This window comes from Corynebacterium spheniscorum (genome assembly GCF_900113445.1).
Classification (GTDB): Bacteria; Actinomycetota; Actinomycetes; order Mycobacteriales; family Mycobacteriaceae; genus Corynebacterium; species Corynebacterium spheniscorum.
Genome location: NZ_FOPJ01000009.1, coordinates 37,529 through 61,221, shown reverse-complemented (window position 1 = coordinate 61,221; position 23,693 = coordinate 37,529). Strand labels below are relative to the sequence as shown.

Annotated in this window: 20 protein-coding genes; all 20 read right to left on the bottom strand. The window is 58.9% G+C overall.

Annotation, left to right across the window (positions count from 1 at the left end; genetic code table 11):
- Positions 1-2 precede the first annotated feature (2 nt).
- Positions 3-929 carry an RNase adapter RapZ gene (gene rapZ / locus BMZ01_RS07680; protein WP_092286197.1) on the bottom strand — a complete coding sequence of 309 codons (927 nt, stop codon included), beginning with the start codon at positions 927-929 and terminating at the stop codon, positions 3-5.
- A gap of 45 nt (positions 930-974) precedes the next feature.
- Positions 975-3,053: an excinuclease ABC subunit UvrC gene (gene uvrC, locus BMZ01_RS07675; RefSeq protein WP_092286126.1), complete on the bottom strand. Its 2,079-nt coding sequence runs from the start codon at positions 3,051-3,053 to the stop codon at positions 975-977.
- A 117-nt stretch (positions 3,054-3,170) separates the two neighbouring features.
- The gene (locus BMZ01_RS07670) at positions 3,171-3,737 is read right to left on the bottom strand and encodes a PH domain-containing protein (protein ID WP_092286124.1); all 567 of its coding nucleotides are present in this window, start codon (positions 3,735-3,737) and stop codon (positions 3,171-3,173) included.
- Positions 3,738-3,881: 144 nt separating this feature from the next.
- A complete protein-coding gene (ribH, locus tag BMZ01_RS07665) occupies positions 3,882-4,361 on the bottom strand; it encodes a 6,7-dimethyl-8-ribityllumazine synthase (RefSeq protein WP_092286122.1) in 480 nt (159 codons plus the stop codon).
- A gap of 18 nt (positions 4,362-4,379) precedes the next feature.
- Complete coding sequence (locus tag BMZ01_RS07660; RefSeq protein WP_092286195.1) at positions 4,380-5,681, bottom strand: bifunctional 3,4-dihydroxy-2-butanone-4-phosphate synthase/GTP cyclohydrolase II; 1,302 nt, start codon at positions 5,679-5,681, stop codon at positions 4,380-4,382.
- Between the two features lie 23 nt (positions 5,682-5,704).
- The gene (locus BMZ01_RS07655) at positions 5,705-6,358 is read right to left on the bottom strand and encodes a riboflavin synthase (protein ID WP_092286120.1); all 654 of its coding nucleotides are present in this window, start codon (positions 6,356-6,358) and stop codon (positions 5,705-5,707) included.
- A gap of 33 nt (positions 6,359-6,391) precedes the next feature.
- Positions 6,392-7,435 (bottom strand): bifunctional diaminohydroxyphosphoribosylaminopyrimidine deaminase/5-amino-6-(5-phosphoribosylamino)uracil reductase RibD, encoded by a 1,044-nt coding sequence (gene ribD / locus BMZ01_RS07650; RefSeq protein WP_223845807.1) that lies wholly within the window; start codon positions 7,433-7,435, stop codon positions 6,392-6,394.
- A gap of 42 nt (positions 7,436-7,477) precedes the next feature.
- Positions 7,478-8,191 carry a ribulose-phosphate 3-epimerase gene (gene rpe / locus BMZ01_RS07645; protein WP_092286119.1) on the bottom strand — a complete coding sequence of 238 codons (714 nt, stop codon included), beginning with the start codon at positions 8,189-8,191 and terminating at the stop codon, positions 7,478-7,480.
- Between the two features lie 11 nt (positions 8,192-8,202).
- Positions 8,203-9,765 carry an RsmB/NOP family class I SAM-dependent RNA methyltransferase gene (locus BMZ01_RS07640; protein WP_092286117.1) on the bottom strand — a complete coding sequence of 521 codons (1,563 nt, stop codon included), beginning with the start codon at positions 9,763-9,765 and terminating at the stop codon, positions 8,203-8,205.
- Positions 9,762-10,745: a methionyl-tRNA formyltransferase gene (gene fmt / locus BMZ01_RS07635; protein WP_092286115.1), complete on the bottom strand. Its 984-nt coding sequence runs from the start codon at positions 10,743-10,745 to the stop codon at positions 9,762-9,764. Before fmt ends, BMZ01_RS07640 begins: the two co-directional genes overlap by 4 nt.
- Before the next feature lie 97 nt (positions 10,746-10,842).
- Positions 10,843-11,346, bottom strand: a complete 504-nt coding sequence (def, locus tag BMZ01_RS07630) for a peptide deformylase (protein WP_092286113.1) — start codon at positions 11,344-11,346, stop codon at positions 10,843-10,845.
- Between the two features lie 65 nt (positions 11,347-11,411).
- Positions 11,412-13,469, bottom strand: coding sequence for a primosomal protein N' (locus BMZ01_RS07625; RefSeq protein WP_092286111.1), 2,058 nt, complete (start codon positions 13,467-13,469; stop codon positions 11,412-11,414).
- Between the two features lie 82 nt (positions 13,470-13,551).
- Positions 13,552-14,928 (bottom strand): methionine adenosyltransferase, encoded by a 1,377-nt coding sequence (gene metK, locus BMZ01_RS07620; protein ID WP_223845808.1) that lies wholly within the window; start codon positions 14,926-14,928, stop codon positions 13,552-13,554.
- 145 nt (positions 14,929-15,073) lie between these two features.
- Positions 15,074-16,342 carry a bifunctional phosphopantothenoylcysteine decarboxylase/phosphopantothenate--cysteine ligase CoaBC gene (gene coaBC, locus BMZ01_RS07615; protein ID WP_092286107.1) on the bottom strand — a complete coding sequence of 423 codons (1,269 nt, stop codon included), beginning with the start codon at positions 16,340-16,342 and terminating at the stop codon, positions 15,074-15,076.
- A 221-nt stretch (positions 16,343-16,563) separates the two neighbouring features.
- Positions 16,564-16,851 (bottom strand): DNA-directed RNA polymerase subunit omega, encoded by a 288-nt coding sequence (rpoZ, locus tag BMZ01_RS07610; protein ID WP_092286105.1) that lies wholly within the window; start codon positions 16,849-16,851, stop codon positions 16,564-16,566.
- A 58-nt stretch (positions 16,852-16,909) separates the two neighbouring features.
- Positions 16,910-17,473: a guanylate kinase gene (gene gmk / locus BMZ01_RS07605; protein WP_395890449.1), complete on the bottom strand. Its 564-nt coding sequence runs from the start codon at positions 17,471-17,473 to the stop codon at positions 16,910-16,912.
- A gap of 5 nt (positions 17,474-17,478) precedes the next feature.
- The gene (gene mihF / locus BMZ01_RS07600) at positions 17,479-17,802 is read right to left on the bottom strand and encodes an integration host factor, actinobacterial type (protein WP_092286101.1); all 324 of its coding nucleotides are present in this window, start codon (positions 17,800-17,802) and stop codon (positions 17,479-17,481) included.
- Between the two features lie 371 nt (positions 17,803-18,173).
- Positions 18,174-19,019, bottom strand: a complete 846-nt coding sequence (gene pyrF, locus BMZ01_RS07595) for an orotidine-5'-phosphate decarboxylase (RefSeq protein ID WP_092286099.1) — start codon at positions 19,017-19,019, stop codon at positions 18,174-18,176.
- Positions 19,019-22,360: a carbamoyl-phosphate synthase large subunit gene (gene carB, locus BMZ01_RS07590; RefSeq protein WP_092286097.1), complete on the bottom strand. Its 3,342-nt coding sequence runs from the start codon at positions 22,358-22,360 to the stop codon at positions 19,019-19,021. The genes pyrF and carB overlap by 1 nt, the downstream gene beginning before the upstream one ends.
- Before the next feature lie 11 nt (positions 22,361-22,371).
- Positions 22,372-23,565 (bottom strand): glutamine-hydrolyzing carbamoyl-phosphate synthase small subunit, encoded by a 1,194-nt coding sequence (carA, locus tag BMZ01_RS07585; protein WP_092286191.1) that lies wholly within the window; start codon positions 23,563-23,565, stop codon positions 22,372-22,374.
- Positions 23,566-23,693: the final 128 nt, after the last annotated feature.

The following is a 23,693-nucleotide window of genomic DNA, read 5'->3' as shown; positions in this document are numbered from 1 at the left end:
ACCTAGCGGCGGATATCGCGGTGCAAGACGGAGACATCCAAACCTTCGGCTTCACGCAGGCGGCGGCCGAGTTCCTCGGCGACGGCAACGCTGCGGTGATGCCCGCCGGTGCACCCCACCGAAATGGTGATGAAGTTCTTGCCCTCGTGGCGGTAGCCGGCGCGCATGGTGGTGAACATGTCGACGAAGTTGTCGATGAAGGGTTTGGCGCCTTCTTGGGAGAGCACGAAATCGGAGACCGGCTTATCGATGCCGCGGTATTCGCGCAGCTCAGGTACCCAATAGGGGTTGGGGAGGAAGCGAACATCCACCACCAGGTCCGAGTCGCGGGGGGCACCGTGTTTGAAACCGAAGGATTGCACGGTGACGTGTTGGCGATCATTGGCCATGGTGTCGAAGCTGGACTCAATGGAGCGGCGTAGGTCATGCACACTCATTTCGGAGGTGTCGATGACAATATCGGCGTCTTCTTTGATCCAGGAGAGTACCCGGCGTTCGCGCTCGATGCCTTGTTGGAGGGTGTCTTTGCCCTGCAGGGGGTGCGTGCGGCGAACATTATCGAAGCGTTTGATCAGCACATCATCGCGGGCTTCCATAAAGAGCACCGTGGGCTCAATGCCGCGGGATTTCAATTCGCTAATCACCTGCGTCATGGTGCCTTCGAACATGCGGGAACGCACATCGGTGACTACCGCCACCTTCTGCACGGGGGAGGCTTCCTCTGCGCATAAAAGAATGAGATCCACAATGAGGCGTGGTGGGAGGTTGTGGGCCACGTACCAGCCTTTATCCTCCAGCACGCGGGCGGCGGTAGAAAGCCCCGCCCCGGACATGCCCGTCAACAGCACCGGGGAAGCGCCGATGAGGCCATGGTGTTCGCCGGTGCTGGTGGTTGTTGTGTGTGCTTGGGCTGCGTGTCCCTCAGTCATGGCCACCATCCTACCTGGGCGGGCAAGGTTTCTTGGCGAGATCTTTTAGGACTTGTGCAGGGATTGGAAAATTTGCTCCGCCAGCTTTGGGCCGAAGCCGCGGACCTGCGCAATCTCCTCCACCGAGGCTTCTTTGAGCTTCTTGACGGACCCGAAGTGCTTCACCAACTCCGTGCGCCGCACCTGCCCTAACCCGGGGATGGAATCCAGCTCGCTCATGCGCATGCGCTTAGAACGCTGCTGGCGGTGATAGCTAATGGCGAAGCGGTGCGCCTCATCGCGGATCTGTTGGAGCAGGTAGAGCGCCTCGGAGTTACGCGGCAGGATCAGCGGATCCTCCTCCCCTGGCACCCAGATTTCCTCCAGGCGTTTGGCCAGCCCCACCAACATCACATCGTTAACACCGAGTTCATCAAGAACTTCTTGGGCGGCATTGGCTTGGGGTGCGCCACCATCAACAATGAAAAGCTGCGGCGGGTAGGCAAAACGCCGGGTGGGGTCCGTGGACATTTCCTCGACAACTTCCGCGCTGGGTCGTTCATCGCTGAAGGTGGAGCCATCGAACTCCTCGGCTTCCGGAACGGCGCGTTTATCCTGGTTATGGCGTAGGAAGCGGCGGCGGGTGACCTCCTTAATGGAGCCGACATCATCGGAGCGGCCATCCCCGGCGGCTTCTTTAATGCGGTAGCGCCGATAATCCGATTTCCGCGGCAGCCCATCTTCAAACACCACCAGGGAAGCCACCACATCAGTGCCCTGGATATGGGAAATATCCGTGCACTCAATGCGCAGTGGGGCTTGCTCCATGCCGAGGGCCTCTTGGATATCCTGTAGCGCCGCCGAGCGTGCGGTGAGATCCCCTACGCGCTTGAGTTTGTGCTGGCGCAAAGCCTCTTGGGCATTGCGGTGCACCGTTTCAATCAGCGCACGTTTATCACCACGCTGCGGCACCCGCAGATCCACCTTCGTGCCGCCACGCAGCTTCTCCAAAAGCGTTTGGGTATCCGCGGGGTCCGCGGGCATAAGCTCCACCAGAATCTGTGCGGGGATCACCTGCCCGCGCTTCGGTTGCACCTCCCAGCTGGCATCATGGGATTCCTTATCCACCCCGCGGCGGCGAATCTCCTGGTCTTCCTGGGCTTCTAACGCGGCGCGCTCGGCAGCATCGGAATAGAACTGCACCAGGAAATCCTGCAAGAGGCGGGCAAGGGAGTCTTGGTCCTCCTCACCATCTTGGGCGTTATCGCCGGCGCGGGGCACCACCCAACCGCGTTGGCCATGCACGCGGCCTGCGCGCACATGGAAAATCTGGATAGAGGCTTCTAATTCATCCGCGGCGAGGGCAACAATATCGGCATCGGTGCCATCACCTAATACCACCGTTTGTTGCTCCATAATTTTCTTTAGCGCCCCTAAATCATCGCGCAGGCGCGCCGCCTTTTCGAAGTCAAGATCCTCCGCGGCCTCATTCATGGCCTTTTCAATACTGCGAGTAACGCGATCGGTATGGCCGGTCATAAACCCAATGAAGCCATCGACAATCTCGCGATAGTCAGCTTCGCTAATTCTTCCCACGCAGGGGGCCGCGCACTTATCGATATATCCCAATAAACAAGGCCGACCTAACGCCTCTTGGCGGTTAAAAACACCCTTGGTGCAGGTGCGCAGAGGAAAGACGCGGGTGAGAAGATCCAGGGTTTCGCGTACCGCCCAGGCATGGGAATAAGGCCCGAAATAGCGCACGCCTTTGCGTCGCGGCCCGCGATAAAAGAAGGCCCGCGGGAAATGCTCCCCCACGCTTAAGGCCAGTACAGGGTAGGTTTTATCATCGCGGTATTTGACGTTATATCGCGGATCAAAACGCTTAATCCAGGTATATTCCAGCTGTAAGGCTTCCACCTCGCTGGCCACCACAGTCCACTCCACCGAGCTGGCATTAAACACCATTTGGCGGGTACGTGGATGTAATTGCGTCACATCCTGGAAATAATTAGATAACCGCGCACGCAGATTCTTGGCTTTGCCCACATAAATGACGCGGCGGTCAGCATCCCGAAACTTATACACCCCTGGCTCAGTCGGAATGCTGCCAGAGGCGGGGCGATAGCTTGTCGGATCAGCCACGGTGAAGAACTACAATGTGCCTTTCTACGAATAATCTAGGGCAATAATCGAGATCCCAGGGCCCACGGTAGGGCACTGATTGTGCAGGGTGTGCGGGGGCCTTGGGTATGCCGCGCCTTAATCTTGGGGCATGTATTGGGCTTCTAATTCCCGGAACTTCGACACATTATCCACAATGCTGCCGTGATCGGCGGATTGGAAAGCCCATAGCGGTACGAACTCAAAGTCCGGGAGCTCCAGGCGGGCCATCCGCGAACCCTCGGGGAAGCTCAGCCCGTAGATCACCGCCCAGGGGTAAAAACGCGAACCAATAATATTGCGCACATCTACCCCATCAGCGTTGACCCGCACGCGGGGGCGGGAGAATGCGAGGTAGCCCAGCACCGCAATGATGATGCCCACCCCGAAGAAGGCCCATTGATCAATGGGGGTGACTGCCGCACCGGTGTAGCCAATGCCCACCACCACGGCCATGAAAATGTGGATGATGATCACGAAGATGGCCACCGCGATGGCCAATTGCTTGAGCTTCTTGGAGGTGACCACTAACTCCCAGGGTTTATCGGTGGTTAGTGCGGCATCCGCGGCAGTGTATTCCTGCAATTGCCGGGTATTAACAGCAGGCTTGGCACTGTCCTGCTGTGCGGGGGATTCTGGCTGTGTGGGCTGGTTGCTGGTGGCCATAACCTTCTACTGCGTCCTTTCCCCCCTTTTTGCGAGGTTCTGCGCGGCTGTGCTGTGCGGGGGGTGCTTATTGCCCCGGGTATGCCGGGGCGTTGGGTCTTAAAGCTGAATATACATTCCTTCAAAAACTTCGCTAGAGCAAGTCTAGGGCTCACTGCGGCGGATTTTATCCAATAACACCGCCGTGTGCAGCGCCGCGATCATCGCCTCGGCACCTTTATCTTCACTAGCGCCCGCTGCCCCACTGCGATCAATGGCTTGTTGCTCAGTATCGGTGGTGAGCACCCCATTGCCGATCGGGGTGGCGCTATCTAAAGCGATGCGGGTCAGCCCTTGGGTGACGGAGTCGCAGACATAATCAAAGTGCGGGGTGCCGCCGCGAATCACGCAGCCTAAAGCCACCACCGCATCATTATGCTTGGCAACCTCCTGCACCACCACGGGAAGTTCCAAGGCACCAATCACGCGATATTCCTTCACCTTCGCGCCACAGGCCTTCGCGGTCTCAATGGCGCGCTGATGCAGGCGGTCACAAATTTTTTCATTCCAACTGCTGGTAACCACAGCCACGCTGAGGCCTTCGGCCTTCACCTGTGCGACCTCGGGTAAACCTTCCTTGCTCACGCGATACTCCCCTTTCACTTAATGCTGATGCGCCGCGGTGTTCATAGCTTCGCTATCTTCACCATGCTCACGGTCATACTCATTCAAAGCTGGCAGATCATGGCCCATGCGATCACGCTTGGTGCGCAGGTAGCGCACATTATCATCATGTACTACTACCGGCAGGCTCATACGGTGATTCACCGCCACCCCGCCGTCGCGCAGCGCCTCGGCCTTTTCTGGGTTATTGCTGAGCAGATCCACTGAATGGATGCCCAGGTCGCGCAGCATATCCACCGCGCAGGTGTATTCGCGGGCATCCGCGGGTAAACCGAGGCTCAGGTTCGCATCCACAGTATCCATGCCCTCATCTTGGAGGCGATAAGCCTTCAACTTGGAAATCAACCCAATGCCGCGGCCTTCTTGTCCACGCAAATAAAGCAACACCCCGCGGCCCTCGTTTTGAAGCAGCTCCAAGGAGGCATGGAGTTGCTGCCCGCAATCACAGCGCCTGGAAGAAAACACATCGCCGGTTAGGCATTCGGAGTGCACTCGCACCGGAACATTCTCCCCGCCATCCTGGTCGGGTTCCCCAACAACTAGGGCCACGTGTTCTACCCCATCGACCACATTGGTGAAACCGATGGCGCGGAATACGCCGTGGTCTGTTGGGAGGATGGTTTCTACTTCGCGGGTGACCATGGCGTCATGTTCCAGGCGCCACTCGATGAGCTGCTCAATGGAGATCATCTTCAGCCCGTGGGTGGTGGCAAAAGCGCGGAGCTCCTCGGAGCGTGCCATATCGGTGGGGTCTTCTTCGGAGACAATCTCACACAGCACCCCAGCTGGGCGTAGTCCGGCCAGGCGGGCGAGATCCACTGCCGCTTCAGTGTGGCCGGCACGTACCAGCACACCACCGCTGCGGGCGCGCAGCGGGTTGATATGGCCTGGGCGAGTGAAATCAGCGGGCCCGCATTCTGGGTCAGCGAGCCGGCGCAGGGTTTCAGCCCGCGAGCTAGCGGAAATACCGGTGGTGCCGGTAGCGGCATCCACCGTGACCGTATAGGCGGTGCCGCGGGCATCTTCATTGTGCTGCACCATGGCTGGTAGGTTCAGGCGCTCGCATTCTGGTCCGGTGAGGGAGGCGCAAATATAGCCACTGGAGTAGCGCACCATAAAGGCCACCAGTTCAGGGGTGGCTTTCTCGGCGGCGAAGATGAGGTCGCCTTCGTTTTCGCGATCTTCATCATCGACCACAACCACGGCCTTACCAGCCGCAATGTCGGCGATGGCCTCTTCTACGCTATCCAGCGAGATACCGGTTTCGGCCCGCTGCTCGATTCCCTCAGTCACGTTCGACAACCTTAGTCCGACTCCCCTACTAATGAGCCACTGGGGTCAGTATCTTCTGAATACTCCGGGGTGACCAACCCAAGGTTTAAGGCCCTCAAAATATATTTGCCAACCACATCGAATTCGAGGTTGACCCGATCACCCGGAGTTAACCCACCCAAGGTGGTCTCTTTTAAGGTGGTGGGGATTAAGGAAACCTCGAAGAAATCTTCCCCGAGAGCACTAATGGTTAAAGAGGTGCCATCAATGGCGATGGAACCTTTTTCCACCACATAGGGCAGATAATCCTCGGGAAGCTCGAAGCGGAAGACTTCCCAACGCTCCCCAGGGGTGCGAGAAATAAGGATGCTGGTGCAATCCACATGGCCTTGGACATTGTGGCCACCGAGGCGATCCCCCACGGCAAGCGCGCGTTCCAGGTTCACCGGGGATCCCACCTTAAGGGCCCCGAGGCTGCTGCGCTCAAGGGATTCTTTCATCACATCGGCACTAAAACCGTGCTCATCATAATCAACGATCGTGAGGCACACCCCGGATACCGCAATGGAGTCCCCGCGGTTGGCGCCTTCGATGACGCGCTGGCAATTAAGGGAAATAACGATGGAGTCGGCGCATTCGCGCAGCGAACGCACCTGCCCTATTTCTTCGACAATGCCGGTAAACACCTTGGTGGATGATCCTTTGCTTGAAAAACAATTCTATGAGGGGTTACGCCGCTGATAGAGCGCTAAGATATCTTCGCCTAAAACGGTGGTGGAGCGTAGTTCAAACTCGTGCGCCTCGATGAGGGTGTTGACCCCGGCGCCGAGGGTGCTGGGGGTACCAGACCCGAGGAGTTTGGGGGCAATGTAGACGCGTAAGGCGTCGACTACTCGCGCTTGGAGGAAGCTGCCCGCCAAACGGGGGCCGCCTTCGACCAGCACATCGCGCAGACCTAGGGACTCGATCTCGGAAAGCATGCTCGGGATATCTGGGAATTGGAGAAATCCCAGTTCAGCGAGGTTTCCTTGGGGCATGAGTTCGTTGATGGGGCGCGAGCCGATGACGATGCGCAGCGGTTGTTCGGGGTAGAGCTCGCCGCTGGGGGTGCGCGCGGTGAGTGAAGGATTATCGGCGAGTGCGGTGCCAGTGCCGATGATGATGGCGTCGCGGGTGCAGCGGTCCTGGTGCACATTTTCACGTGCCGCGGGGCCGGTGATCCATTGGCTGGTGCCGTCGGCGGCACTGGTGAAACCATCCAAGGTTTGGGCGATTTTAAGGGTGATGTGCGGGCGGCCGAGGCGGACGCTGCTGAGCCACGGTTGAAGTTCCGGAACCTCGAGTTGGAGTTGGGCGACCTTAATGCCCTGGGCTTGGAGTTCCTGGGCGCCACCGGCGGCTTCGCGCATGGGGTCGGCGTGGATGAAGATGACTTTGGCGATGCCGGCTTTGTGGAGCGCCTGGGTACACGGCCCGGTGCGCCCGGTGTGTCGGCAGGGTTCCAAGGTGACGATGGCGGTGCCGCCGCGGGACATGCTGCCGGCTTGGGCGAGTGCGATGATTTCGGCGTGCGGGCCACCGGTGGGTTGGGTGCCGCCAACGCCACAGAGTTCACCTTCGGCGCTTAAGATTGCAGCGCCGACCGGGGGGTTGGGGCTGGTTGTGCCCTTGACCAGTGCGCCCGCCTGGAGAGCCTGCTCGAGGGCGTGGGCTTCGGCGGGGCTGAGGTCACCCGGGGTGATGAGCGCGGTGGGTTGTGGCACGTAGCTCCTTGGGGTTGCGTGTATGGGTTTTGTGGGGATGTTTTAGCGTACGGCGGCGGCGGTGTTGCGGAGCTCCTGGATCATCTGGTTGGGATCCTCGGCCTTGTACACCGCAGAACCTGCGACGAAGGCATCGCAGCCAGCCTCAGCGGCCGCAGCAATGGTGTCGAGGCTAATACCGCCATCAATTTCGATGGTGATATCCAGGCCTTTTTCATCAATGATCCGGCGCAAGGTGCGGACCTTCTCCAGCTGATCAGGCATGAAGGATTGACCGCCGAAGCCCGGTTCCACGGACATAATGAGCACCTCATCGAAGTGCTCGAGGATATCGAGGTAGTCCTCAATCGGGGTGCCGGGGCGAAGCGAGAAGGCACTGCGGGCGCCGAGTTCGCGGATGCGATCGGCCAGGGCGGCGGGGTTGTTGGTGGCTTCGACGTGGAAGATGACGGTATCGGCGCCGGCCTCGATATAGCGCTCCACCCACTTTTCGGGGTTTTCGATCATGAGGTGGACGTCGAGAGTTTTATCGGTGAGCTTATTGACCGTGGCGGTGACATCCGGGCCGAAGGAGAGGTTGGGGACGAAGTGGCCGTCCATAATGTCGACGTGGATCCAGTCGGCATTGCTGATGGCTTCGATTTCGCGGTCCAGATGTGCGAAGTTCGCGGCGAGGATGGAAGGCGCGATAATCGGGGCGTTGGAGGCGTTGGGGGTGCCGGGAGTAGCTGTGGGATTGTTTGTGGGAGTGGTCATATTCCGTGATCCTACCCTTGGTCAGAGCTTGTAGCTGGGAGCCTTAAGGCGGCGAAGAACATGGCATCAGTGCCGTGGCGATGCGGCCACATTTGTACCGATGGGTAGCTGCCGACGGACTCCATATTGGGGACAAGGATGTGGGCATTGAGTTCTTCAACGCCGAGATTGCTGATGGCCCAATCCACCACCCCGCGGGTTTCACGAAGATCCGGGGAGCAAGTGGAGTAAATAATCAGGCCGCCGGGGCGGGTGAGCTTCACTGCGCTTTCGAGGAGTTCTCTTTGGAGGCTGGTGAGCTCGGCGATATCGGATTCGCGTTTGCGCCAGCGGGCTTCTGGGCGGCGGCGAAGCGAACCCAAGCCGGAGCAGGGGGCGTCTACGAGCACGCGGTCATAGCCGGGGTTAAGGCCGGGGTTGCGGCCATCGGCAATATGGACATCGCAGACATCTTGGACATTGGTAGTGGCCTGGCGCACGAGTTTGGCGCGGTGCTCGGAGATCTCTACGGCATCCACGTGGGCCTGGTCGATGCGTGCCAGGGAGGCGATCAGTGCGGTTTTACCGCCTGGGCCGGCGCAGAGGTCAAGCCAACGACCCTGATCTTCGCCTTCAACTGCGCCTTCTACGAGGGCGCGGGCGATGAGTTGGCTGCCTTCATCTTGGACTCCGGCAAGTCCTTCGCGGATAACGTCCAGATCCTTCGGGGCGCCTTCGCTGAGCCGCACCGCATAGGGCGAATACTGTCCTACCTCACCACCGGTAATTAGGGCGAGTTCTTCGGCGGTGATTTCGCCGGGGCGGGCAACGAGATGCACCTGGGGGCGTTCGGAGTCAGCCTTGAGGGCTTCGGCGAGTTCCCCGATGCCTAGTGCTTTGGCGAAGCTTTCGGCGATCCAGGTGGGGTGCGATTCTTTAAAGGCAATGGCGGCGATTTCGCCTTGGGGTTGGAGGCGATCAAGCCACCATTCCAACGGGTGCTTGGAGACTGCGCGCATCACCGCATTGGCGAAGCCCTTGCCGCGTGGGGAGCATTGCTCTTCTACCAGGGTGACGGTGGTATCTACTGCGGCGTGCGGGCTTACGCGGGTATAAAGCAGCTGGTAGACGCCGAGGCGAAGGGCATCGAGGACACCATCATCAAGGCGGAAGATATCGCGGGTGGAGCAGTCTTGGATGATTTCATCCAATACTCCCAGATGCCGCAGGGTGCCATAGGTGACTTCGGTGGCGAAGGCGGCGTCGCGGCCGCGGACACCTTCTTCTTTGAGGAGGCCTGGTAGCACCAGGTTGGCGTAGGCATCGTCTTCGCTGACTCGGCGGAGGACCTCGAGGGCGACCACGCGGGCGGGGTCGACTGAGGAGCGGCGCGGGCGGTGGTGGGTGTTGTTGTTGCGTTCGGGTTTGGTGCGTTGGGGGTTATTGCGGGTGTTGTTGTGGGGAGGGCGGTGGCCTTCGCGGTGGCCTTCGCGGCGTTGTCCGCTCTCACGCTTGGGTGTGCCGTCCTGTTTATCTGCGGCTGCACCGCGCTTGGTGCGCGAACGGAAACCACCAGAGGAATTTAAAGAGCTCATCGCAGCACCATCTCCTGGGCATCTTGATTACCAGCTAGGCCGCGGGCCCAATCAGCGGCATTCATCATCTTCTTCCCCATCGGCTGAACCTTCACTAACTCCACCGGCTTGGTGGCGGTACCTGCGAACACGTGGCGGCGGGTAAAGAGCAATGCGCCGGGGGCAAGCCCTGCTTCTAGCTTGGCGGCCTCCTCATCGCTGAGTTTTAGCTGGCTGCTCAAGGGCTTGGCCACCCCGATCTTGAAGCGTTGCTCATCCAGAGTGGTCCAGGCACCTGGGGCTGGTGTGTAGGCGCGGATATGGCGATCAATCGCGAAATCCGGGGTATCCCAGTTGATGCGGGCTTCTTCGGTGCTGAGCTTCGGGGCGTAGCTGGCTTCGCCTTCTTGGGGTTGGGGGCGAAGCGTACCTTCAGCAAGCCCATCCATGGTGGCGACCAAGAGTTCCGCGCCGCGATAAGCCAAGCGTTCCAGCAGGTTATCGGCGTTATCCTCGGGTAAAATATTTTCCGTGATGGTACCAAATACCGGGCCGGTGTCTAAACCTTCTTCAATCCGGAAGGTGCTTGCGCCGCTAATGTCATCGCCATGCAAAATCGCTGCCTGCACCGGGGCGGCTCCGCGCCACTGCGGGAGTAAGGAAAAGTGCAGGTTCACCCAACCATGTGGGGCGACATCCAGTAGGTCTTTGGTGATGAGGTTGCCGTAGGCGACCACCGGTAAGCATTCCGGTGCTAATTCTTTTAGGCGGGTGCGCAGCATCTCACCATCTTCGGTACCGGGTTTTAAGGTGCTGGGGGTGAGCACTTCGATGCCGTGGGCGAGGGCGGTTTCCTTCACCGGGCAGGGGTGCAGACTACGGCCGCGGCCTTTGCGGGCATCGGGGCGGCAGATCACTGCTACTACCTCGTGGTTGGAGGCAATGAGGGCTTCTAGGGCGGGTACAGCCGGTTCCGGGGTTCCGGCGAAAACAAGGCGCATAAAAATTTAGGTCCTCAGATTAAAGGTGCTTCGGGCGGGTGCGGGGCGGGGTGGAAAAATTTTTCGGGTCGCGGGGCGCGGCCGATGATTGGCGCGGTTAGAACCAATCGGATTCGCGGATTTCGCGCATTGCTTCTTTTCTTTTCTCCGGGGTTAAGCGCTTCAAGAAGAGCACCCCATCTAAATGGTCACTTTCATGCTGAATGCAGCGAGCCATCAAACCGGAAGCCACCATGGAGATCGGTTTTCCTTCCTTGTCCTGGCCACTGACCTTCACCTGTAGGTAGCGTTCAGTTTCCTTGGAGATACCGGGGATGGATAGGCATCCTTCGCGGCCGGTTTGGGTTTCTTCCCCGATGGCTTCCCACACGGGGTTAATGATGTGCCCGCGTAGCCCACCATCGGTATGGGAACAGTCGAAGACGAACACCCGCTTAAGAATGCCAATTTGGTTGGCGGCAAGCCCAACACCACCAGCGTCATCCATGGTGTCGAGCATGTCCTGCACCAGCTGGGCTAAGGAATCATCGAAGGTCGTGACTTCTTCGGCTCGGCTTAGAAGAACGGGGTCACCGAAAATTCGGATAGGTCGAATGCTCATGCTTTTAGGCGGGGTATCTTTCTCTCAGCTGCGAAATAACTTCCGGGGGTTTCTAGGTGGGAAGTTTAGCCCACGCGCACCGGATCAACCTGGATACGTAGTGGGAGGTCCCCACCAGCACCCTGGGTGCGGCCACGGCGACCAAACCGTGCCACCTGTGCTTGGCCTAAAGCCTCACCCAATTCATTACGTGGGCCCAAGGGTGTGCGGATCAGTAGGCGTTGTGGTGGGCCATAACGCTTCTCGTCATATTCCCCAGGCAAGGTGGTACCCGGTGGTAGATCCACCGGCCCTAAAACCTCAGCATCCTTCGGTAGCTCCACGACCTCAAGCAGGGTATCTAGTGCCGCAGTGGCACCATCAATGGCCGCCATATGCACCGTGGGGGGAAGCTGCACTTCTGCGCGTTGGCTTAACTCACGCGCCGCGGCACCACGCATATCCCAGGTAATTAGCGCCTGCACCACCGCAAGGGAAGCTTCTGCAACTACCACTACTTCCCCATCGTGTCGCACCATGGTGGCGGCGCTCGCCCATTTACCTAAGGTGTCTTCGGTGGCCCGTAAATCCTGGCGACCTAAGGTGGCCCAGGTATCCACCATCACTGCGGCACCATAGTGCCCGCCGTCTTGGATAATGGGTTCCGCCCCTGGAGTGGCTACCACGATCTGTGGGGCTTGCTCTAGGTAATCAATAATGCGGTTGCCACCAGACATGTGCACCGGTACCTGCGGGAATGCCCGCCCAATTTCTTCAGCAGTTCTTTCAGCCCCCAACACCACTGCGCGAAGCTTAAAGGAACCACACGCATGGCAGCGGTACTGAGTATCCGGGCGCCCACACCAACGACAGGTGGGGAGATGAGCTTCTTGAGGATGCTGTTCTACGGTACTCGGTAAGCCCATCGGACCATTGCAATGCCGGCAGCGCGCCGGTGTGCGGCATACCCCGCACGCCAAGGTCGGCACATAGCCCTTACGCGGCACCTGGATAAGCACCGGTAGTTCTTTTTCCAACCCACCGCGCAAGGCCTCAAACGCAATCAAGGGTAAGCGTGCAGAACGTGCCCGTGGGTCGCGTTCTAACTCAAAGTCACTATCCGCCACCGCACGAATCCAGGGGCTACGCGCGCGAATCACCTCCCGTGGGGCAATAAGGTCATGCGCCCAACCAGATTCCACCAACAACTGGGTTTCCGCAGTGCGATGATGCCCACCAAGAATCAGCGCACAATGCTCCTGAGCACTGCGGGTGGTCAGCACTTCCCGAGCATGCGGATAAGGCGCTCGCGGATCAACCAGGTTGTCATCACCATCATGTAGCAGCACGCAGAGTTTGAGGTTCTTCACCGGCGCAAAAGCGGCACTACGGGTACCTACCACCAGGCGGCCTTGGCCATGCAGGATATTGAGGTAACGCCGGTAACGTGCCTGCGGGCCTAACCCGGCATGCAAGATGGTCAATTGTTTGGCTGAGACATGTTCGCGGAAGGCTTGTTCTAGTACTTCCACATCGCGTTGGTCCGGCACTACCACTAAGGCGCCGCCACCATCGAGTACTACTTTGGTGGCCAGGGCCGCAATGGCGCCGGCCCAATGTTCACCGGGGGCAATCTGCCAGGCTGCGCGTGCCGGGGAGCCAGCAAGTACAGCATCAACAAAGGATTGACCATGGGTATAAGCCGCCCAGGGCGAAAGATCAGGTTCAGCGACCTCCCCTAGTTCCTCCCAGCTAAGCGCTTCAGAAGCGGGAGTATTCTCCGCGCGGGCATGGCGGCTGGGGATAGCGGAGCGAATAATATCCGAGCGCACCCCGGCATAGCGTTTCGCCAGTGAGTCCACCAGCTTTTGCAGTTGCGGTGGATACACCTGTTCTGGGGAGATGACGCGCTCTAAAAATTTCAGTTCGCCATCATGTTCTGGGGTATCCACGCGCTCAATAAGCAGCGCATCCACCAAACGTCCAGCAAAACGTACCCGCACCCGTACCCCGGGTTGGGCGTCGGCATCTTGTTTGGTGGAGATGCGGTAGTCAAAGAGTCGGTCGAGGTGCGCGAGCCCTAAAAGTGGGAGTACCCGCGCCACCGATAGCTCTGGTGCTGGGGTGCGCGGGGAGGTACTCATAGTGAGCTTAGAGTTTACCTACTTAAGGGCACTGCGGTTCAGCGCCCTCAGGTCAGCAGCAAGCGGCCTAAGCCACCCCTGGCTAGGCAACCCCAGCGGCGCGGCGGAGTTCCTCCACGCGGTTGGTGGCTTCCCAGGGCAGGTCAATATCGGTGCGCCCAAAGTGCCCATAGGCAGCAGTCGGGCGATAAATCGGCCGCAGTAGATCTAGCTCGCGGATAATTGCGGCGGGGCGCAGATCAAACACCTTCGCCACAGCCTGCTGGATCAGCTCATCATTGAGGCCTTCCCGGGCGGTACCGAAGGTTTCTACATAAAGACCCACCGGTGCGGCACGCCCAATGGCATAAGCCACCTGCACTTCCGCACGATCAGCCAACCCAGCGGCCACAATATTCTTCGCAACCCAACGCATGGCATAAGCCGCAGAGCGATCCACCTTGCTGGGATCCTTGCCGCTAAAAGCACCACCACCGTGGCGCGCCATACCGCCATAGGTGTCCACAATGATCTTGCGGCCAGTTAAACCAGCATCACCCATCGGCCCACCAAGTACGAAGGAACCCGAAGGGTTCACCAACAAGGTGAGGTCATCGGTGACGAGGTGTTCCAGCTTGGATTCTTTAATCACCCAGTCCAAGACATGCTCGCGCAGCTGTTCTTCCAACCACGCTTGGGTGACTTCTGGATCATGCTGCGTGGAGATCACCACGGTGTCCAAGTACACCGGCCGCTGGTCCTGGTCATAAGCGAAAGTCACCTGGGTTTTACCATCAGGGCGTAGATGCGGGACGATCCCCTGCTTACGCACTTCGCTTAGTCGACGTGCCAGGCGGTGCGCTAAAGCAATCGGCAGCGGCATTAATTCCGGGGTGTCACTGGCGGCGTAACCAAACATCAGGCCCTGGTCGCCGGCACCGGTATGGGAATCATCCTCCACTTGGGAGCCACTGCGGGCCTCGTGGGAGGTGCTCACGCCCTCACCGATCTCAGAGGACTGCTCACCAATGGCTACATTCACCCCGCAGGTGCGGCCATCAAAGCCCACATCCGAGGAAGTAAAACCAATATCGGTCAGGGTTTTACGCACTAAGGCTGGAATCTCTACATAGCCAGTGGTGCTTACTTCACCCACCACATGCACTTGGCCGGTGGTCACCAAGGTTTCTACGGCCACGCGAGCATGCGGGTCTTCGCGCAGCAGCGCATCCAAGATGGTGTCGGAAATGGCGTCGCAGATTTTATCCGGGTGGCCTTCGGTCACGGACTCAGAGCTAAAGAGCCGCAGGTTGCCGCGCTCGGAAGCGTTTGTCTCCTGAGCGTTCTTTGCCTGAGAGGTATTCGTGGGGTTGCTCACTGTATTTCTTTTCTTCTTCGAGGTGTCTTCGCAGCACATATCGCCAACAAGTGGCGCGACGTGTTCTGGGGGAAAATTTTCTTTGAGTCTTATCAGGGTCAATGTTCGGCAGCTTAAGACGGGCAGGCGGTACTCATACGCCTGCTTTAAGTGCCGCGTTCAAACATAGACTAAGCGGTCTATTAGCGCAATAGGCGCGCCGAAGCTTCTCGGGAAACTCCTCCAGGATCCTCTCCAGAAACCCCACCTAGGTCCGCCCACCACCGCTTTCCCGCAGCTCCGCAATCGCCGCCAGCATCTGCGCCGCCACATAGTGCTTACTCCCCAACTCAATGGTGCGCTCACTGCCATCGGCACCCAACAACCAGCCCTGGTTCGTGGCCTGGCCAAACACCTTGCCTTCCCCCACCTCATTACACATCAAGAGGTCACAGCCCTTGCGCCGCAACTTCGCCCGCCCATGCTCTACTGCACTGGTCTGCGCATCCCCAGTTTCTGCCGCGAAACCAACAATGCTCACCCCATCTTTGAGCTCCCCATCGGCACGCCGCTTCACCAACCCTGCGAGAATATCGGGGTTTTCCACCAACTCCAGATGATCCAGGCCCGCATCATCACGGCCCTTCTTCATCTTCGATTCCGCCACCGTCGCCGGTCGATAATCCGCCACCGCGGCAGCCATAATAATGATGTCCGCCTCCCCCGCACGCTCATCAATGGCATCCTTCATCTCCCGGGCACTACGCACCCGCACCATCTCCGCCCCACAGGGGGTCGGCAAATCATCAGTTGCCGCGGCCACCACGGTCACCTGCGCACCCTTATGCGCCGCAATCTCCGCAAGCGCAAAACCTTGGCGCCCACTCGAGGCATTGCCAATAAAGCGCACCGGATCCAGATTCTCCCGGGTTCCCCCAGCACTAATCAGCACCCGCTGCCCCACCAAATTCCGCTCAAAATCCCCGCCGTCTAAGAGCGCTTTAAACACCGCCGCAATCTGCTGCGGCTCCGGCAACCTGCCGGGCCCTGTATCCTTCCCGGTCAAACGACCATGCGCCGGCTCCATCACCACAATCCCGCGGCGCCGCAGAGTCGCCACGTTGTCTTGGGTCGCCGGATTCAACCACATTTCGGTATGCATCGCCGGCACCACCAGCACCGGACAGGTCGCCACCAAACACGTCGCGGTCAGCAGATCATTCGCACGCCCCGCCGCCAGCCGCGCAATCACATCCGCGGTCGCCGGTGCGATCACAATGCCCTGCGCCTCCTGCCCAATGCGCACATGCTGCACCTCATCCACCGCATCAAACACGGTGGTGCTCACCGCATGCCCGCTCAGCGCCTCAAAAGTCGCCGCCCCCACAAATCTCAGCGCGTCGGGCGTGGGCACCACCCGCACATCCGCTCCCGCTTCCTTCAGCTCACGTACCAGGTGGCAGGCCTTATATGCCGCAATTCCGCCGGCCACACCTACGACTAGGTGCTTTGATTCATTTCGATTCTGCTGGCTCACTTAGCTCTTTGTCCTTGTTATTTCGCTTCTCGAGATCATTCGGCTGCGCTGGGTAGATAGGTGTGGCCCTAGGCGCGGGGTTGCTGCATGCCAAGCGTAGTCGCTATGGGGTGCGAGTGCGCGAGAAAAACACCCCGCACTCACCTTGGTTGAAGGTAAGTCGGGGTGTTCTCTTGGGGGTGAAGCTTAAATCTGTGCAGGCGCGCTGCTCATAAGGAGCTTTAGCGGCCTTCTTCGTGCTCCAGCAGACCCTGATCGATCTCGCGCAGGGCGATGGACAGGGGCTTTTCGCCGGGCTCTGGGGTGACCAGCGGGCCGACGAACTCGAAGACCCCTTCATCAGCCTGCTGATAGAAGCTGTTGATTTGGCGGGCACGCTTGGCAGCGAAAATCACCAAGGCGTATTTCGAGGAGACCTTGTCCAGGAGTTCATCGATCGGCGGGGAGGTAATCCCGATGGGCGGATCGAAGACAGCTTCGGTCTTGGTCTCGTTGCTCACGTTGGTCACTTGCACCTTTACTTGAGGAAAGTTCGTGTGGAAAAACTAGGTAGGACGGTTAAGGATACTACCCCACCAAGATGGCCTTAATAGCGGCTACTGCTCGGTCGACATCATCATTGACTACCACATGGTCAAACTCATCCTTGGCGGCGAGTTCTTCTTTAGCGGTGTTCAGGCGGCGTGCGATAACTTCTTCATCTTCAGTACCGCGGCCGGTGAGACGATCGACGAGCTCCTCCCAGGAGGGCGGGGCTAAAAAGACACTGGTTGCTTCGGGCATCATCTGCGCGACATTGCGTGCACCTTCAAGGTCGACCTCGACGAGCACCGGGCGCCCAGCTGATAGTGCATCACGCACTGGTTTAGCCGGAGTTCCGGAGCGCTGCAGGCCACCATGAATTTCTGCCCATTCCAGCATGTCACCATTGTCGATGTGCTGTTGGAATTGGTCATCGGTGACATAGAAGTAGTCCACCCCTTCAACCTCGCCGGGGCGTGGCTGCCGCGTGGTCATGGAGACGCTGAAGTACAGGTCTTCAATTTCATCGCGGAGCCGGTTGACCACGGTGGACTTGCCCACTGCAGACGGGCCGGCCAGCACCACGAGAGTGCCCTTGTTGCTGGCCATGGTGATTAGTCCTCGCTAAAGCCGAAGCGCTCGAGGAGGGCACGGCGCTGACGCTCACCGAGGCCACGCAGACGACGGGTCTGGGCGATCTCGAGTTCCTCCATGATTTCCTTCGCCTTGACTTTGCCAACCTTCGGCAGAGCCTCCAGGAGGGAAGAGACCTTGGTCTTGCCAATGATCTCATCGCTCTGGGCCTTATCCAGGACTTCCTTCAGGTTGGTGCCACCGCGCTTGAGCTTTTCCTTCAGCTCTGCACGGGCCTTGCGGGCCTCAGCGGCTTTGGCGAGTGCTTCTTTGCGCTGCTCGTCCGTCAACTTGGGAAGGGCCACGGGGTTCCTCCGATTCATATAAAGGGAATTTGTCTTGCGGTACCAGGAGGGTACCTATGTATCGAGCAGCAGACACACTAAATTGCATGCGTGTCAGCCGCTGATTTTTGCCTAGTCTAGCACCACCACGGACAATGCCCGCCAGCGCGACACGAAACTAGGCGTTTACGCAGGATAGCTTAACAAAACCGCAGGTCGCACATCAACCCACCCGAAAACGGCTGACCTGCGATTATATTCCGGCCTTCAGGAGGATTCAGTTGAGCTTTGAGGCGTAGGTTCATCCTTGAGGTACCTGAGAAAACTGGGATCAGCACATAAAAATAAACGCCCTAGTTCTCCTAGGGCGCTTAAATCATGATGGCTTCGGCTTAGCTTATGGGGTAATCCTGCGCGAAGTTTCGGGCCGCATCATAAAGCTTTCGCGGATCCGGGCCGGCCGCCAAAATTGCGCGCGAGACATTGGGGAAGCAATAGTTCTCCACCCCACGCCCAATCCGGGCAATATCTTCCGCACCTGCGCCTTGGGCACCCACTCCCGGCATTAATACCGGGCCATTGAGTTTCGCGAGCTTAGGAGGATTCTTTAGGGTCGCACCAACCACCACGCCCAAGTTGCCAGCACTAGGTGCATGCTGGGCGTTATGGCGTGCTACCTCATCTACTACCTGCTGGGCGATGCTGCCCTTATCGCCTTGGCTTTGTAGCTCAATGGCTTCCGGGTTGCTGGTGGCCGCCAGGATGAACACTCCCCTATTCTTCTCCTCAGCAAGCTTGAGCACAGGATCTAAAGCACCCACACCCAAATAAGGGGAGACAGTTAGTGCATCGCAGCACAGCGGGGATTCATCAGCCAACCAGGCGCTGGCATAACCTGCCATGGTCGAGCCAATATCACCGCGTTTAGCATCAGCCACCACCAGCGCCCCGCCTTCTTTAAGCTGCGCAATGGTGCTTTCTAGCACCGCAAAACCAGCGGAACCAAAGCGCTCATAAAAAGCCACCTGTGGTTTCACCAAAGCCACCGCATCGGCGAAGGCAGTTGCGCAACGCTCCGAGAATTCCTTGAGGCCATCAACATCATCCTTAACGCCCCAATCACGCAGCAGCTGCGGGTGTGGGTCAATGCCTACGCAGAGGCGCCCACCGCGGTGCTCAGCTAGTTGGGATAGCTGAGCACCGAAGGTGAGATGCGGTGTTGAGCTTGGGGCGCTCATTAGCGGCACCCACCGTGATCAAGTTCCTGCAGCGGGCAGACACTCAAGTCGCCCTTCAGCTTCGCTTCGATGCCCTGCACCGCGGCGGTCACACCCTGCACGGTGGTCATCAGTGGCACACCCACATTCACAGCAGCTGCGCGGATGTCATAGCCATCATGGCGAGCCCCTGCCGAACCAGCCGGGGTGTTGAGGATCAGATCCACTTCACCAGCAGCAATTTGGTCAACAATGGAGCGTCCTTCACCAGCATCACGCACCTCGCTGGCCTTGCGCGCTACTTCGCACTCAATGCCATTGCGGCGCAGCATACCGGCGGTACCAGCGGTTGCCAGGATGGTAAAGCCCAAGCTGGCGAGGCGCTGGATAGGCAGGATCAAGGTGCGCTTATCGCGGTTCGCCACCGAGACGAAGACGCGGCCTTCGGTGGGAAGTTCACCAAAGGCTCCGGCTTCCGCCTTGGCGTAGGCGGCACCGAAGTTAGCGGCCAGGCCCATCACTTCACCGGTGGACTTCATCTCCGGGGAAAGCAAGGTGTCCAGCATGGTGCCATCCGGGCGGCGGAATCGGTTGAAGGGCAGCACAGCTTCCTTCACCGCAATCGGTGCATCCATGGGCAGCGAGCCACCGTCGTAGCTGGTGGGGATTAAGCCCTCTTCCTTGAGTTCCTTCAAGGAGGAGCCCATCATAATGCGGGCTGCGGCCTTCGCCAGGTGCACTCCGGTGGCCTTGGAGACAAAGGGCACCGTGCGGGAGGCACGCGGGTTCGCCTCAATGACGTAGAGGATGTCGTCCTTCAAGGCGAACTGCACGTTCATTAGGCCCTTAACACCAATGCCATTGGCCAGAGCTTCAGTCGAGCGGCGAACCTTGTCGATATCTTCCTTACCCAAGGTCATCGGCGGCAGTGCGCACGCAGAGTCACCGGAGTGAATACCGGCTTCCTCAATGTGCTCCATCACGCCGGCAAGATATACCTCTTCACCATCGCAGAGCGCATCCACGTCAATCTCAATGGCGGAATCTAGGAAGCGGTCCACCAGCACCGGGTGATCAGTATTCAGCTCGGTGGCGCGCTCAATATAGTCCTTCAGGGAGCTCTCGTCATAGACGATCTCCATGCCGCGGCCACCCAGCACATAGCTGGGGCGAACCAGCACGGGGTAACCAATGCTGGCGGCCACCTCACGGGCCTGATCGAAGCTGGTAGCGGTACCAAAAGCAGGTGCCGGGAGCTGAGCTTCCTTCAACACCTCACCGAATTCGCCGCGGTCTTCAGCCAGGTTGATGGCCTCCGGGGTGGTACCCACCACGGGCACACCAGCATCAGCAAGTTTTTGAGCCAAGCCCAGCGGGGTCTGGCCACCGAGCTGCACAATCACACCAGCAACGGTGCCGGACTGGCATTCCGCCAGGTACACCTCCATCACATCTTCGAAGGTCAAGGGCTCGAAGTAGAGACGATCCGCGGTGTCATAGTCAGTGGAGACAGTCTCCGGGTTGCAGTTGACCATCACGGTCTCATAGCCAACTCGGGAAAGCTCCAGGGCTGCGTGCACGCAAGAGTAGTCGAATTCAATACCCTGGCCAATGCGGTTCGGCCCGGAGCCTAGGATGATGACCTTCTCGCGCTCGGTTTGGGGCGCTACTTCGCTGGTGGCAGCGGGGTCTAGCTCATAGGCCGAGTAGTGATAAGGGGTCTTGGCTTCGAACTCCGCAGCACAGGTATCCACGGTCTTAAATACCGGGTGGATTCCCAGGGACCAGCGCAGACGGCGCACACCATCTTCGCCGGCGAACTCCGGTCGCAAAGCAGCAATCTGAGCATCAGAGAAGCCAAGGTACTTAGCGTGCCGCATCATTTCCGCATCCAGCACCGGTGCATTAACCAGGGCTTCGCGGAAGTCCACCAGGGTCTTTAGCTCCGCGAGAAACCAGGGGTCAATGCCGGAAGCTTCATATACTTCCTCGATGCTGGCGCCTAGGCGCAGTGCCAATTCGGCGTCATACATGCGGCCCTGGGTGGGGCGCTTGAGGTCTTCGAGTACGGCCTTCACATCGGTGGCGCGCTCGCCGGCGAAGGATTCATCGCTTTGGGTCCAAAAGCCAGCCTGCTTCTGTTCCAAAGAGCGCATGACCTTACCAAGAGCAGCCACATAGTTGCGGCCCAGTGCCATGGCTTCGCCCACGGACTTCATGGTGGTGGTCAGCGTGTCATCAGCGCCCGGAAACTTCTCAAAAGCAAAGCGCGGGGCCTTGACTACCACATAGTCCAGGGTGGGTTCGAAGGCCGCGGGAGTTTCCCCGGTGATGTCGTTGGTGATCTCATCCAGGGTGTAGCCAATAGCCAGCTTCGCGGCGATCTTCGCAATCGGGAAGCCAGTGGCCTTGGAGGCCAGCGCGGAAGAGCGTGATACACGCGGGTTCATTTCGATGGTGATAATGCGACCATCTTTAGGGTTGATGGCGAATTGGATATTGCATCCGCCGGTATCCACACCCACTTCGCGAATAATGGCGATACCTTGATCGCGCATTTTCTGGAACTCGCGGTCCGTGAGCGTCATCGCCGGGGCCACGGTCACCGAGTCACCGGTGTGCACGCCCAAGGCATCCACATTTTCAATGGAGCAGACGACAACCACATTGTCATCGCCATCGCGCATGAGCTCGAGCTCATATTCTTTCCATCCCAGGATGGATTCTTCGATCAGCACATTGGCTTCCGGGGAGGCCGCTAAGCCGCCACCGGCAATGCGCTCAAGGTCGTCATTATTAAAGGCCAGACCAGAACCTAGCCCACCCATCGTGAAGGAGGGGCGAACCACCACGGGTAGGCCCAGTTCAGCGACGGTTTCGTGGACTTCGTCCATGTTGTGGCAGACCCGTGATCGAGCGGATTCGCCACCAATGGTGGCGACAATATCCTTGAACTTTTGGCGATCCTCGCCACGTTCAATGGCGTCAATATCGGCGCCGATTAGTTCCACCCCATACTTCTTCAAGGAGCCGCGGCGGTCGAGCTGGATTGCAGCATTCAGCGCGGTTTGGCCACCGAGGGTTGCCAGCACCGCATCAATGGGGTGGCCTTCGGCGATCTCCTTTTCAAAGATCTTCTCGATGTATTCGGGTTGGATGGGTTCGACATAGGTGTGGTCAGCGAACTCCGGGTCGGTCATGATGGTGGCCGGGTTGGAGTTGATCAGGGTGACGCGCAGTCCTTCTTCTTTCAGGACGCGGCAGGCCTGGGTGCCGGAGTAGTCGAATTCGCAGGCTTGGCCAATCACAATGGGGCCAGAGCCAATGACCAGGACGTGGTTGATATCGGTGCGCTTAGGCATAAGTCTTCTTCTTAACCTTCCTGATCCTGCTTGTTGCTAGCCATGAGCTCATAAAAGCGCATGAAAAGTGGGTTCGCGTCGTGCGGCCCGGCGGCTGCTTCGGGGTGATATTGCACCGAAAACGCCATCCCATTTTTTAATGCCACGCCCTCTACTACCCCATCGTTGAGGCAGGTGTGCGTTACTTCGGCGGGGCCAAAGTCGGTGTCAAAGTCCTTACCCGGCTCACCTTTGAGGGCAAAGCCATGGTTCTGGGCGGTGATATCGATCTTGCCGTCGCGGTGGTCAATCACCGGCACATTAATGCCGCGGTGCCCGAACTTCAGCTTGTAGGTTTCCATGCCCAAGGCGCGGCCGAGGATCTGGTTGCCAAAGCAGATTCCGAAGAAGGGAATCTTCGCGGCCAGCACGTCGCGCACAGCTTCCACCATTTTGTCGGCGGTGGCGGGGTCACCGGGGCCATTGGAGACGAACACACCATCTGGGTTGTACTGCTTAATCTCCTCGAAGGGAGTATTCGCCGGCACCACCACGGTGCGCACCCCAAGTAGCGAGAAATTCCTAGGCGTATTGGTCTTAATGCCCATGTCATAGGCCACCACGGTCAAACCGGTGGGGTCCACATCCGGTTCCACCACATAGGGTTCATCGCAGCTCACGTCCCCGGCAAGGTCAGCGCCTTCCATGGGTTCTTGGTTGCGCACCAGCTCGAGTAATTCCTCTAAGGGCTTTTCCGCATCCGCACCGGTGAAGATGCCGGCTGCTACCGAGCCTTGGTCGCGCAGGTGGCGTACCAGTGCGCGGGTATCTACTCCGCGGATACCAATCACGCCTTGGTTTTCCATCTCTTCGGGCAAGGAGCGCTTGGCGCGCCAATTCGAGACGGTGGCGCTGAGGTCGCGGATCACCAGGCCGGCTACCCAGATCCGGTTATCGCGGGATTCATTATCCTCATCGTTCCAACCGGTATTGCCGATCTGCGGGGCGGCCATTACTACCAGCTGGCGGTGATAGGAGGGGTCCGTCATGGTTTCTTGATAACCGGTCATGCAGGTGGTGAACACTGCTTCACCCAAGGTGGTGCCGCGGGCACCAAAGGGAAGACCGTGATAAACGCTGCCATCGGCGAGCACCAGCAGCGCTTTATTGCCGGGGTGCGGGTTGGGGTTATGTTCTTGGCCGCGGGTCGGCGAAGAACTCGACATGGGGCAAGAATTGTGGTTTTCAGTCACTGTGCTTGTCAGTGCCTTTCACATTGTGCTGAGGGGCGAGAAAAGAATGTTCGAGAAAAGAATGTTGTCGAAGTGTGCAGGTGCAAAAATTTTATTGGGGC

Coding starts and splice junctions, on each gene's coding strand:
- def (WP_092286113.1), bottom strand. CDS start 11,346: ATGAGCATTCGACCTATCCGAATTTTCGGTGACCCCGTTCTTCTAAGC.
- rapZ (WP_092286197.1), bottom strand. CDS start 929: ATGACTGAGGGACACGCAGCCCAAGCACACACAACAACCACCAGCACC.
- gmk (WP_395890449.1), bottom strand. CDS start 17,473: ATGGCCAGCAACAAGGGCACTCTCGTGGTGCTGGCCGGCCCGTCTGCA.
- BMZ01_RS07640 (WP_092286117.1), bottom strand. CDS start 9,765: ATGAGCTCTTTAAATTCCTCTGGTGGTTTCCGTTCGCGCACCAAGCGC.
- fmt (WP_092286115.1), bottom strand. CDS start 10,745: ATGCGCCTTGTTTTCGCCGGAACCCCGGAACCGGCTGTACCCGCCCTA.
- carA (WP_092286191.1), bottom strand. CDS start 23,565: ATGTCGAGTTCTTCGCCGACCCGCGGCCAAGAACATAACCCCAACCCG.
- BMZ01_RS07670 (WP_092286124.1), bottom strand. CDS start 3,737: ATGGCCACCAGCAACCAGCCCACACAGCCAGAATCCCCCGCACAGCAG.
- carB (WP_092286097.1), bottom strand. CDS start 22,360: ATGCCTAAGCGCACCGATATCAACCACGTCCTGGTCATTGGCTCTGGC.
- pyrF (WP_092286099.1), bottom strand. CDS start 19,019: ATGAGCGCCCCAAGCTCAACACCGCATCTCACCTTCGGTGCTCAGCTA.
- BMZ01_RS07625 (WP_092286111.1), bottom strand. CDS start 13,469: ATGAGTACCTCCCCGCGCACCCCAGCACCAGAGCTATCGGTGGCGCGG.
- rpe (WP_092286119.1), bottom strand. CDS start 8,191: ATGACCACTCCCACAAACAATCCCACAGCTACTCCCGGCACCCCCAAC.